A 13,656-nucleotide genomic window follows, 5' to 3' on the forward strand; every position below is an offset into this window, starting at 1 on the left:
CAATTTATCTTTAAATGGTCTGATCACATCTGGCCCCTTACCAGTCCATTGGGCTGTTGAGATGAGGATACCTGCAGGTAAAGCGCTGTTTGCGAAACTAACGAAGCGGCTGCCTCTGCACTTAAGGTTACTGCACCGTCATTTTCCCTTTTATCGTTAAAAGAAGAAGCATCAAGCTTAATCAGCGCAGTTCCGTTTGCTCCTGCCGCACCCAGGTTAATTACGGCACCTGCAGGGCTATCGCCGTTGTTTAATGGTTTATCGAAATAGATATAATAGTGCAGTTCATTATTATCCATTAAATAAACTGTAGCTACCGCATGGTCTGTTCTCCCTGTAATGGCGGGTATGATATTGGATGCGGATAAATCTGCCTTCCATTGTTTTCTGATGTAGATATCGGAAGTATATACCTCTTTCTTACAGGAAGAAAAAAACAGCAGCGCAAGCGCAGGCATCAGGCAATGCCTTTTCAGTGTAAATAGGTTCATAAATATTCAGGAGTTGATGGTTAAGGATGCGGGTTAGCTAAGCATCCGTTCTAATTGGTTACCTAAATGCGGCATGCACTGGTGCATAACCATCAAGCTCCTGAATTTTAAAAGCACTGCTTTTGGTGAAAGTAATTTTTGTTTCATGGTTGGTTTGGTTAATATGTACTGCTGGTTTTCTAACGGGTTAACATTAGCTTTACCTGCAGCGTTGGTTGTTAGTTAAATTTGGTTAGGCCAAAAACAGAAATGGTTAATTCCTGCCTGGTGATGCACTTTTATCACCCCCGTATTAGCTTTACCAAAACTAGCCGGGCAGAAAATGAAAAAGGTCGAAAATTGTAAATGAAAGGGTAGAAAAACGGCAATTCTTCCATATTTTAATCAATTCGCATTATATTTAAGGTGAAATACAACCATCCCTAAAAAATCTAAACCAAATGATGAAGCTGCGTTTTAGCGCGATAGGATTTTTCCTGCTGCTTTTGACATGCACATCGCTGTACGCACAAAAGCCTGTTGTTTTTAACCACCTCACCATGGAGAATGGCTTATCACAAAATTCGGTGATGGCCATTACGCAGGATAAAAACCAGTTTATCTGGATGGGCACCCGGCACGGACTAAACCGTTATGATGGTTACCGTTTTAAAATTTACAACAGCAGCCCGGATAACCAGAACAGCATTTCGGACCATGTAATTACTACCCTGCTAAGCGATAGCAAAGGACGGTTATGGGTGGGTACGGAAAACGGGCTGAACCTTTACAATGAAAAGACCGACCATTTCATCCGCATCAACAAAAAAAGTTCAGCTCACTCTTTCAGCTGCGATTCGGTTGAATGTGTTTACGAGGACCCTCAAAAAAATGTATGGATCGGCACCTATAATGGACTCAACTTGGTTATAAATGCAGAAAAACAGGTATTCAGGAAGTTTCTTTTCGACAAACCTGAACGTAAAACGGGTACGAACCTAATCCTCTCGGTTTTTAAAGATGACCAGCAAAACCTTTGGGCGGGTACATTTAATGGTTTAGTAAGAATTTATCAGGTAAAAGGCAAATACAGGTTCGAAATTTTCAGGCACAAGGCTAATGATCCGGAAAGCATCAGTTCCAATGCCATAAAAAGCATCGTCATCGATAAACAAAAGCGGCTCTGGCTGGGCACCTATAATGGTTTAAACCTGTTCGATTATAAACACAAAACTTTTACCCGTTATCAAACCAGTGCTACAGACCCTAACTCGATTGTAAATAACGACATCCGGAAACTTACCTGCGATAAAGCCGGCAACATCTGGATTGGTACGCAGGAAGGACTGAGTATCCTCGATCCCAACACGCGTAAATTCAGCAATTACCGTTACGATCCGGAACAAAACAGCGGATTAAGTCAAAATTCGATTCATAGTATCTTTCAGGATTTAAACGGTTTGATGTATGTAGGTACCTTTTATAAGGGTGTTAATGTGGTTTATCCTTCATCAAACCCGTTTACCGTGTACCGGAATTCGAAAAAACAACAGGGCCTCAGCAGCAATATTGTGAGTGCCATGGCCGAAGATCAATACCATAACCTCTGGATTGGTACCGAAGGTGGCGGCTTAAATTATGTAAACCGCAGCAATCATACTTTTACCTATTACAAATCGGAACCGAACAACAGCAACGGACTCAATTCCAACCTTATCAAAACCTTATGCCTCGATAAAAACGGGCAGTTACTGGTGGGTACGCACCGTGGCGGCCTCTATGTATTTAATCCATCTGCCCATAACTTCAGAAAAATAACGAATGTAAAGGATGCAAAAAATACACCTGGTGGTGCAGAAATAATTGCGATAACGGAAGACAGTAACGGAACGGTTTGGGTGGGTTCAAGAGATGGTTTATCTACCCTGAAAAAAACCGATGGACTTTATGCCGGCACCACTGTTAAAAGCATTGTAGAAAAAAGCATAAGGAACAAATACATTGAGGTGATTTTTGAGGACCGGGCTAAAAACCTCTGGATTGGCACCCGGGCAGGATTATATGCCTACAATCCGGCATCAAAAAGAATTACCGCTTATTCCCAGAATAAAACCAAAGGTTTAAAGTCAGAATACATCAATTGTATCATACAGCTGCAAAATGGAAATATCTGTATCGGTACAGCTTTGGGTGGCTTGAGCATTTTCGATAATAAAAGCAGAAAGTTCAGGAATTATAATGAAAAAGATGGCCTGCCCAATAGCAACGTATTTGGCTTAATTGAAGATGATGAAAATAATTTGTGGATCAGTACCGATAAAGGTTTATCCAAACTGGTTACCGGTACTGGAAAGTTTATCAATTATACCAAAAGCGACGGACTTGCGGGAAACGATTTTAACCTCCGGTCGTTTCTAAAAGATAGCCATGGCAAGTTGTTTTTTGGCGGTTATGATGGTTTAACGGCTTTTTATCCCGGTCAGATCAACATCAACAAAAACATAGCGCCGGTTACTTTTACTGGGCTCAAACTCTTTAACCAGCCTGTTGCGGTAAACGGCACTGACGGCCTATTAAAGGAAGACATTAAAAATGCCAGGCAAATCACTTTTAATCACGATCAGAATAATTTCACCCTTGATTTCGCGCTGCTTAACTATATTAAACCCGACAAAAACAGCTACAGTTATATCCTTAAAGGCCATAGTAAAAACTGGACGAAAACGAATATTCCGAGCGTAAGTTATGCCGACCTGCCTTCGGGAAATTACACTTTTACGGTTACGGGAAATAATAACGACGGAAATCCGGGCGGTAAAGCAGCCTCGATAAAGATTACCATACGTCCACCCTTTTGGGCAACCTGGTGGGCCTACCTCATTTATCTGGCTTTCTTTTCTGGCTTATTGTTCCTTATTGTGCGCTATCTTTTTGTACGTGCGCTGTTAAAACGTACCGAAGATATCCAGAAAATGAAACTGAATTTCTTCACCTATGTAGCCCATGAGATCAGAACGCCGCTTACCCTGATCCTTGGCCCACTCGAAAACCTTTCCAATGAATACCAAACCGATGCAGAGCTGAACCGGCAGCTCGTTCCTATAAAAAACAACGCCAACAGACTGATGCGATTGATTACGGAACTGATGGATTTCAGAAAAGCCGAAACCGGGCACCTTACGCTGCACGTTACAGAAGATAACATTATCGGATTTATTAACGAGATTTTTATTTCCTTCTCCCACCTGGCACAAACCAATGGCATTCAATATGAATTTATACATGATAAAGAAAACATCAGCCTGTTTTTTGACAAACGCCAACTCGAAAAGGTATTGTTCAACCTGTTGTCCAATGCCTTTAAATTTTGCGGAAAGGGTGGTAAAATTTCGGTTTCTGTAACCGAATCGGATGAGGAAGTAACCATCAGCATTTCGGATAACGGTGTGGGTATCCCTGCCGAAAGCCTGAAAGGTTTGTTTAGCGATTATTTCCAGGTTGATGAACAGCAGAGCCAGATTGGTTCGGGTATCGGACTTGCTTTATCAAAAGCGATTGTTGAGGAACATCAGGGAAATATTGCTGTAGAGAGTACCCCGGCGGAGAATGGTTCGAGGGGTTTCACCAGATTCACGGTAAAGTTAAAAAAGGGCAGGTCGCATTTCAAAACAGCACTTTTTGACGGGATAAAAGATTATCCTGCACATCCCGATCTGTACACACAACAAGTTAAGGAAATAATTACGGTTATAAATCCTGAAAAAGAAATTGATCCTGCTGCTGAAACCATTCTGGTGGTGGAAGATAACAGCGAGATCAGGTCGTTGATTACCGCTTTGGTGGGCAACAACTACCAGGTTGCCGAAGGTGAAAACGGATTACTGGGCTGGGAAATGGCTGTAGAAACCCTCCCCGACCTGATTATCTGCGATATTATGATGCCGGTAATGGATGGTATTGAACTTTGTCGCCGCCTTAAACAGGATGAACGCACCAGTCATATTCCGGTAATCATTCTTACTGCCCGTTCTTCGCACATCCATCAGGTAAGCGGTTTAGAAACCGGTGCCGATGCCTACATCACCAAACCTTTTAGTCCGGAGTTGCTTTTACTGAATGTGCGCAATTTACTGATGTCGCGACAGGTCATGCGCCAGAAGTTTGTGAAACACATCCACCTGGCTCCTAAAGACCTTACCATTAATGCCATCGACGAAGCTTTTATGCAGAAACTGCTGGGCTACATCGATAAGCATATTGCCGACGAAGATTTTGGGGTATCGGAACTGGCCTCGATGATCGGCATGAGCAAACCGGTACTCTATAAAAAAATCAGACAGCTCACTAACCTTTCGGTAAATGACTTTGTGAAATCGATCCGCTTAAAAAAAGCAATGGAGCTGGTTAAACTGAACAGGTTTACCATTTACGAAGTGGCTTATCAGGTGGGTTTTAACGATCCGAAATATTTCAGCAGAGAGTTTAAAAAACAGTTCGGGAAGAGCCCGAGGGCATTTATGAATGGGGAAGATGGATGATGTAAAATGGAAGATGAATAATGGAGAAAGTTAATTCTGAGTCCTTAGTCTTAAGTCTCCAGTCTTAGTCGATTTGTCGCGGTTTATCCCCTCGTTATGTCATCCTGAGCGGTGTCGAAGGGCTTAATCGCCTGGTGGAGTCAATTTGTACCCCGCCAGTATCAATTGCGAAGCGTACAGTAGGCTTTGCGTTCCTGCCAATATCAGTTGCGACGCATAAAGTAGGCTTTGCGTCCCTGCCAGTATCAATTGCGAGGCGTACAGTAAGCTTTGCGTTCCTGCCAGTATCAATTGCGAAGCGTACAGTATGCGTTGCGTCCCTGCCAGTATCAATTGCGAAGCGTACAGTATGCGTTGCGTTCCTGCCAGTATCAATTGCGAAGCGTACAGTAGGCTTTGCGTCCCCGCTAGTATCAGTTGCGAGGCGTACAGTATGCGTTGCGTTCCTGCCAGTATCAATTGCGAAGCGTACAGTAGGCTTTGCGTCCCCGCTAGTATCAGTTGCGAGGCGTACAGTATGCGTTGCGTTCCTGCCAGTATCAGTTGCGAGGCGTACAGTAGGCTTTGCGTTCCTGCCAGTATCAATTGCGAAGCGTATAGAACAGTTTTCTTTCATACCAGCAGTCGAGAAATCTATCGAGGCAGATATCTTGCAAGTGGTTCATGAGGACACGAACCACGGAATTTACGGATTATTTTATGCGATGTATCACCCGTCGCGCCACCTATTATAAGTCCCCGTCATCTCGAGCGGAGTGCAACGAAGCCGAGAGATCTACCTCGAGACAGATGTCTTGCAAGTGGTTCGTGAGGACACGAACCACGGAATTTACGGATTATTTTACGCGATGTATTACCCGTTGTGCCACCTATTATAAGTCCCCGTCATCTCGTGCGGAGTGCAACGAAGCCGAGAGATCTACCTCGAGACAGATCTCTCCACTCCGCGATGCTCCGGTCGAGATGACGTTCTTTTTATAAAGTTTTGCAAGTGGTTCGTGAGGACAAGAACCACGGAATTTACGGATTATTTTACGCGATGTATCACCCGTTGCGCCACTTATTATAAGTCCCCGTCATCTCGAGCGGAGTGCAACGAAGCTGAGAGATCTACCTCGAGACAGATCTTTGCAAGTAGTTCGTGAGGACACGAACCACGGAATTTACGGATTATTACGCGATGTATCACCCGTTGCACCACCTATTATAAGTCCCAGTCATCTCGAGCGGAGTGCAACGAAGCCGAGAGATCTACCTCGAGACAGATCTTTCCACTCCGCGATGCTCCGGTCGAGGTGACGTTCTTTTTATAAAGTTTTGCAAGTGGTTCGTTAGGACACGAACCACGGAATTTACGGATTATTTTACGCGATGTATCACCCGTTGCGCCACTTATTATAAGTCCCCGTCATCTCGAGCGGAGTGCAACGAAGCCGAGAGATCTACCTCGAGACAGATGTCTCCACTCCGCGATGCTCCGCTCGAGATGACGTTCTTTTTATAAAGTTTTGCAAGTGGTTCGTGAGGACACAAACCACGGAATTACGGATTATTTTACACGATGTATCACCCGTTGCGCCACCTATTATAAGTCCCCGTCATCTCGAGCGGAGTGCAACGAAGCCGAGAGATCTACCTCGAGACAGATGTCTCCACTCCACGATTGAACTCACTTTGACCAATCTTTTGGTATTATGCCCATAAGATTGTCAAAGTTAGTTTTATAAAGTTTTGCGAGTGGGAACAAATTTTATTTACTTTAGCTCTTCAAATTTCAGCACCACACTTGTTCTATCGGTAGTTAAAACCGGGTTGAAACCCACCTTCATTAAAAAATCTCCTGTATAGGTTTTGCTGCCATCAATTGGCGATTTTGTGCCCGGGAACAGGTTAATCTCTTTGATCCTGTATTTTTTCGATGCATCCAGTCCATTTAATTTAACGGGATATTTGCTGCCCTCGCCATAACGGTAATTTACCAGGTAGTTAAAAATTACACCTTCAGTTTTCTGTTCGTTTACATACAACATCGAGGCTACACTGCCTGTACGCGGATCGGCTAAACGATACTGTTCGCCCTGCCAGATAATTCCTTTCACTTCATTATAATTTTTGATCGCATCCTGGCAGAACTGAAGTTCTTTTTCGGGCAGTTTACTTACCACAATATCAAAACCCAGTTTGCCCATCATGGCTACATCGGTACGGAATTTTATCGGTTGTTTGCCCCAATCGGTTACGTGGTTGGAGCTGCTAATGGCCGGATAGAAGTAAGAATATTCCCACTGCATAAATATCCTTTCCAGCGGATCAGTATTATCACTCGGCCAAAACTCCGTAAAATATTGTAAGGCCGCATAATCTACCCTGCCGCCACCACCGGAACATAACATCATCGGTACAGTTGGATACTTGGCACGGATGCGTTGCAGCACACTGTACAAGCCCTTTACATAATCGATGTAAAAGTGCGACTGATTTTTCTGGTGCGCCGAGTAAGCATTATAAATTACGGCATTGCAATCCCATTTAATGTAGGCCAGTTTGGGGTTTTTGGTAAACAGATCGTCAACCACTCCAAAAACAAAATCCTGAACCTTTGGGTTCGAAAGATCAAGTTCCAGCTGGTTCCTGAAATAATATTCCGGCCGGTTGGGTTGTTTAACCACCCAATCGGGATGTTTTTCGTACAGTTCACTTTTCGGGCTCACCATTTCAGGTTCAATCCAGATCCCGAACCTCGTTCCCACTTTATCGGCTTCCTTTACCAGCGAAGCAATGCCATTGGGCAGTTTCTTTTTGTTTTCCTGCCAGTCGCCCAGTGCTGCGTGATCATCATTCCGCGGATATTTATTCCCAAACCAGCCATCATCCAGCAGAAAGAAATCGACACCGAGTTTTTTGGTATCTTTTAATAATTCGGCCAGTTTTTGTTCGTTGAAGTCGAAATAAGTGGCTTCCCAGTTGTTCAAAAGGGTTAAACGACTGCCTTTACCATCCAATATCTTGTAATTTCGAGCCCAGTTCTGCAATTTCCTGCTGGCATCGCCTTTTCCCTGATCAGAAAAAGTATATAAAAACGCAGGAGTTGCAAAAACTTCGCCCGGTTTTAAACTGTAAGGTGAAGCATAATTGTTCATCCCGGCAATGATGCGCAGGTTATTCTGATAATCAAGCTCCAGATCGATCTTAAAATTACCACTCCACTCCAACGCACCGTACAAAACATTTCCTTCGTTCTCTTCCGAAGGTTTATCCATGGATATCATGAAAACCGAGGGTTGAAAAAGGTTGGCCCTTGTGCCCAGTTTGCTATCTAGAGTTTTAATACCGTGGGTAATTTCACTTTGCTCGGGCTGCATTTCTTTAGCCCAATCGCCATGGTACTGGTTAAGCCAAAAATGTGGCGATTTTAGATGAAGGTTTGCCGAAGCATATTTATTTAAGGTAACCGTACCTTTTTCGCTGTGTTTAATTTCCGTCCACTGTTCTATAACGTCCTGTTTGTAAAATGATTTATAAAACAACGTTACTTCAAAATTGTAAACCGGATCTTTTAACCTGATTTTGAGCAGGCTTACATTATCATCAACTTTGGTAACCGTGTGATCAACATATTTCAGATCAAGAGAATTATTGCCATCTGCGTGCGTAACATTAATGGCCGGTTCAACCAGGTTTCTTGATCCTGAAGGCGTATAGGCCGAATTTAACTGTCCGGTATAATCTTCCGTTTGTTTATACTGTCCACTAACCTGCTCGTATTCTTGGTTATTGGCTAATTTCTTTCCAAAAAATATGGTGTTTATATCTTTCTTCGCGTCGGCCTGCAAAACCAGTGCATTATGGGCGGTTTCGATAGGTATAAGGGTTTGGGCACTAAGCTGAGTTATGGCAAAAAGGGAAAAGGCTACGGCCAATGCACCATGCCTGATGTATCCTGTAAGTTGATCTGATCTGTTCATTTGTGTTTTCAATAGTAATCGCTAATGTTTTTTATAGATAGAGGTTGATTGAATGAGGGAATTATTGAATGATTGAGTTGTTGAATGAATTATTGAATGAGTGAGTGAATGAATGATGGAATGAATGATTGAGTGAATGAATGTATATCTATTTTTGATCTGAGGTTAACTTAAAAATCTGCGCATCTTTTGCAGGTAATTTAAGCGCCTGGTTATCTTTTAACATGGTTTTGGTTTGATCGATGAGATTTTCACAGCCATATTTTTTATCTTTCTCCAGGCCCAGGCGTGCAAAATCGAGATTAAAGTGCTGCTCTGCATCGCTATAATTAAATACGGCCAGATATTTTACATTGCCTACCTGTTTAACAAAAAGTTGCGAGGCTGATTTGCCCCTGTTGCCTTCTACCGGAACAAATGCCTTTCCATCTTCCAGAATTTTCAGGATTCCGGTATTGTTTAATAAACGTTGTGCGGTGCCTGTCCATTTACCCTGGCGCGAAAAATCATCGCCGGTGATGCAGGTGCCCGTTACAATGGCCGATAAAAACCTTGCAGTATTTTCGCCGTCTGATTGATCAGAAAAAACCACATGGTCGGCATCGATATAATCGTAAAGGTAAGTTTGCCACCAGCCATTACTTACACTGTTTAAGGTATATTCGGTATCTTTTATTGATTTAAAGGCATCGCAGGCAATGCGGCGTACATGCACATACCTGCCCGAAGCGAGGTTTGGTGAGATGGCGGCATACACCAGCATTTTACCATCGAGTTGTTTTAACAAAAACTCCATTCCGGTTTTATAGGCCTGCATACCTGTAGTAATTTTAGGATCGAAAAAATGATCAGATTCTATGGCCGCATGACCTAAAAAGTCAATTTTGATCATTTCGAAACCACATTCTTTAAATTTGTTGATTACAGTGGCAATGCGTTGTTGCGTACCCGGATGCGTTGGATCTAACGCCCGTGCACCATCAATATCGTGATAACCAGCGCCAACTTTTGTCCACATCTCGCCAAAAGTATAATTAGTTCCTTCGGCCTTACGGTTGCCACCGCTTGCAAAACCCCAGTCAACAAAAGGTGCCCAGTAGATGCCCGGTTTTAACCCTTTCGATCTGGCGTGATCGGCAAAGGCTTTTAGTTTGGCGTAATTGCCGGTTAAGCCACCCTTTAACAGGTTATCCCAGTACGAATCGAGGTCGATATAAGCAACGCCCCCGCTTCTGAAACTTTTTAAGCTATCGGCAAAAAAATCGCTTACCTGGTTGGCTTTTTCGAGGGTGATTTTCTCCTGCATGGCACCCCAGCTGTTCCAGCCTACTGGTGTTGCCTTATCCCATTTAAAAACGATGGGCGGTTCCGAAATCCTGTTCAGTTTGGCATAAGTTTCCATTCCTAAACGCCAGTCGTTAAAAGCACCGAAAAATACTTTCGCCGAACTCACCGAATTGCCACTTAAATAACCATGCGGAATTTTATCGCGGGTAATGCTTTCTTCGGTATAACCACAAATGACCTGTATGTTGATTTTTTTGTCGTTGTCCATTGCAGTGATCACACCTGTCTTCCAGTTGCTGTGTTCGATAGAACCCATTACAAAACCTTTCCGCGATTGATCGTGGTATAAAGCGCCAACCTCAGCACTGGGGTTACTTATATTAGCCTTTAAAGGCACTGTGTTGTAAGATATAAAGGTATCATTATCGAATGGTACAAATAAATTTGTTGGTGCATCTGAGGGTTGTTGATCGATCAGGTTTCCATTTAAGGGAACAACATGGTTAATGGATAAATCAGCACCCTGTAAGGTGATTCCGATCATGAAATAATCTTTACCGCTGTAGGTATAAAACACCTGTTGCATCACCGGCAAACCAACCTGTTTTAACAAAAAAATGTGCTTAAAACCATTACCAAAAGCATCATGAACAGCTGTTTTACTGTAAGTGATTTGTTTATAGTCTTTAGAACTGAACAGCTTTTTCTGGTATTCGGCCTGTGAAAAACCATTTAACAGCAGTTGAGCTGCTCCCTCCGAAACATTAAAGGTACCGGTTTTAAGACTGTAATCTATTTTTCCGCTTTTACCATAATTGATGATGATTGCCGATGCCGATTTGCCGGCAAAGAACAGCACCAATAAGATTAACAGTGCCCGATGTTTGTATAAAAATTTAAAAATCATGTATTGTGCTAAAGTTTGACCGAAGTGATAGTGCTTAGTTTTCCGTTTATTTTAACTTTTACCTTTTGTGGCGTTGCCGAAGCGATTTTATAAGAAGTAATTTTACCATCCTTCCAGTTCATATCAACTGTAAAATTGCCCCTTGCTTTTAGTCCTTTTATTTCGCCAAATGCTTTCCAGGCATCCGGAATGGCAGGCAGCAGTTCGATAAAACCATCATGACTCTGGATCAGCATTTCGGCCATGGCTGCCGTGGCACCAAAGTTACCATCAATCTGGAACGGTGGTCCGGCCGATAACATATTCGGATAAACTCCTCCCCCTGCGCCATAGTTGATATCGGTACGCAAAGTGGGTTTTAAAATCTCCCTGAACAATTTAAATGCCCGGTTTCCGTCCTGTAACCTTGCCCAAAATATCTGTTTATAAGCGATAGACCAACTCGGCCCGTCATCGCCTCTTACTTCGAGTGTTTTTTTAGCGGCTTCGGCCAGCTCAGGTGTTGAAACTGGTGTAATTAAACCTGCCGGATAAACGCCGTATAAATGCGAAATGTGGCGATGCTGTGGGTCGGTCTCCTTATAATCTTCCAGCCATTCCTGTATGCGCCCGTCTTTGCTGATTACGCCCACCGGTGGGATCGATTTTAATTTTTCCTGCAACGAAGCGCTAAAGGCAGCATCAACTTTAAGCAGTTTGGCCGCAGTGATTACGTTATTAAAAAGTTCCCTTACAATCTGGTTATCGATGGTTGGCCCCATCGAAATGCTTGCGGTTTTCCCATTAGGCAGATAAAAAGTATTCTCTGGCGATACCGACGGAGAAGTAACCAGCCAGCCTGTTTTAGGGTCTTTGATCAAGGCACTCTGGTAAAATGCGGCTGATCCCTTTAAGATTGGGTAAATACTTTTCAGGTATTTTAAATCGCGACTGTAGGCAAAGTGATCCCAAAGGTTACTGCATAACCAGCCCGAACCGGCATTTGAAGCACCCCATGAGGCACTTTCACCGGGTTCGGTAAAACCCCAGACATTGGTAATCACATGTGCAATCCACCCATCGGCATTGTAATAGGCTTTGGCCGTTTTGGCACCATGCGTGGTTAAATTCCTCACCAGTTCTGCCAAAGGAAGGTTCAGTTCGGATAAATTGGTCGGTTCGATGGCAAAATGGTTCATCTGTACGTTAACATCCAGGTGGTAATCGCCATTCCACGGCGTATTGATCTCTTTTGCCCACAAGCCCTGAAGGTTTGGCGGCAATAAACCTACCCTTGTACTGCTGATGCTTAAATAGCGGCCAAATTGAAAGAATAATGCACTTAGCGAAACATCGTTTTTGTAATCTTTATAGAAATGATCGAGCCTTACATCAGTTGGCAGTTTAGCTGCTTCGCCTTCGCCCAGATTAATTTTTAAACGGTTAAACAGTTTGCCAAAGTTTGCGCTGTGTTTGGCCAGTTCTACCGCATAGGCTTTCTTTTTTGCTTCCTGAAGCATATTTTTTACCCTTGCTTCGAAATCTTTATGTTTAAAATCGGTTTCGGCGGCAACATAAACGATGATTTCAGTAGCATCTTTTATTTTAAGGATATTGCCATCTGTGCTAACTGAGCCATCCTTTATTTTGGTGCTTACACGGCTCATGTACTTCATGCCTTTTCCATCGGTTCCGTTATCCAGCTGACCGAACATTAACAGGTCGTTGCCCTGGGTTGCCAGAGTTGCCTTTTCAGGCCGGCTGATGGAAATGTTGCAGTTCAGTTTTTTAGGCAGATCGGCAGTGATACGGATGATATCTACATCGTCATCAAAACTGCAGAAATATTCCCTTTTATATTTTACGCCGTTGAGGGTAAATTCGGTTGTGGCCACCGCTTTATCCAGCGATAAGGTTCTTTTGTAAACCTCAGGTTTTATTGCTTTAACACCGGGATATTCATAATCGAGTTGTAAATTACCCAATGTTTGGTATTTGCCCCAGGTTGCCCCTCCCGAGCCCTGTCCCTTGCAAACAAAATCGCGGTTTACTAGTTCCTGCGCTTCATCATTTTTACCTTCCAATATCAGTTGTCTGATTTTCGGCAGGCTTTTATAGGCTTCGTAATTATTGGCATCCTGTTTTCCGCCGCTCCATAAGGTAATGTCGTTCAGGACGATATTTTCTTTGGTAATACCTCCATCGGGCGTCATACCGAGTTTACCATTGCCCAAAGGGAGGGTTTCTTCCCAGATTTTGGCAGGTTTATCGTACCAGAGCAGCAAAGGCTTTTGTTGGGCAAAAACATTTTTTCCGATAAAAAACGAGCATAGTGTAATAATAATGAGTTGCTTTTTATACATATTTCATTGTGTGTGTTTTTTATTAATCATCTCGAACGAAGCAAAGTCCAGAATATTTATTCGCTACCATAAACATAATCAATAGAAAACTCGTCATTGCGAGGAGTTACGACGAAGCAATCTTTTCTGCTTGTGATTACTGCAAGA

At 43.0% G+C, this 13,656-nt stretch carries 5 protein-coding genes; 1 reads left to right on the forward strand and 4 read right to left on the reverse strand.

Annotated elements, in window-relative coordinates; all coding sequences use genetic code 11:
* Positions 1-23 precede the first annotated feature (23 nt).
* Positions 24-491, reverse strand: coding sequence for a CHRD domain-containing protein (locus tag ABD769_RS09150; protein ID WP_344851121.1), 468 nt, complete (start codon positions 489-491; stop codon positions 24-26).
* A 539-nt stretch (positions 492-1,030) separates the two neighbouring features.
* On the opposite strand from ABD769_RS09150, the gene ABD769_RS09155 reads away from it, so the two are divergent.
* On the forward strand, positions 1,031-5,008 hold the full coding sequence (locus ABD769_RS09155; protein ID WP_344851122.1) for a hybrid sensor histidine kinase/response regulator transcription factor: 3,978 nt from the start codon (positions 1,031-1,033) through the stop codon (positions 5,006-5,008).
* 1,754 nt (positions 5,009-6,762) lie between these two features.
* Here the strand turns inward: ABD769_RS09155 and ABD769_RS09160 are convergent.
* From ABD769_RS09160 to ABD769_RS09170, 3 genes are all read right to left on the reverse strand, one after another.
* Positions 6,763-8,973 (reverse strand): alpha-galactosidase, encoded by a 2,211-nt coding sequence (locus ABD769_RS09160; RefSeq protein ID WP_344851123.1) that lies wholly within the window; start codon positions 8,971-8,973, stop codon positions 6,763-6,765.
* A 148-nt stretch (positions 8,974-9,121) separates the two neighbouring features.
* Entirely contained in the window at positions 9,122-11,167 is a 2,046-nt protein-coding gene (locus ABD769_RS09165) for an alpha-amylase family protein (RefSeq protein WP_344851124.1), read from the reverse strand.
* 8 nt (positions 11,168-11,175) lie between these two features.
* Positions 11,176-13,509: a glycoside hydrolase family 95 protein gene (locus tag ABD769_RS09170; protein ID WP_344851125.1), complete on the reverse strand. Its 2,334-nt coding sequence runs from the start codon at positions 13,507-13,509 to the stop codon at positions 11,176-11,178.
* Positions 13,510-13,656 lie beyond the last annotated feature (147 nt).

It is taken from the genome of Pedobacter jeongneungensis (assembly GCF_039538295.1).
Taxonomy (GTDB): domain Bacteria; phylum Bacteroidota; class Bacteroidia; order Sphingobacteriales; family Sphingobacteriaceae; genus Pedobacter; species Pedobacter jeongneungensis.

What these genes read in the sequence shown, in the direction of transcription:
- ABD769_RS09160 (WP_344851123.1), bottom strand. Translation starts at nt 8,973, where the DNA reads ATGAACAGATCAGATCAACTTACAGGATACATCAGGCATGGTGCATTG.
- ABD769_RS09150 (WP_344851121.1), bottom strand. Translation starts at nt 491, where the DNA reads ATGAACCTATTTACACTGAAAAGGCATTGCCTGATGCCTGCGCTTGCG.
- ABD769_RS09155 (WP_344851122.1), top strand. Translation starts at nt 1,031, where the DNA reads ATGGAGAATGGCTTATCACAAAATTCGGTGATGGCCATTACGCAGGAT.
- ABD769_RS09165 (WP_344851124.1), bottom strand. Translation starts at nt 11,167, where the DNA reads ATGATTTTTAAATTTTTATACAAACATCGGGCACTGTTAATCTTATTG.
- ABD769_RS09170 (WP_344851125.1), bottom strand. Translation starts at nt 13,509, where the DNA reads ATGTATAAAAAGCAACTCATTATTATTACACTATGCTCGTTTTTTATC.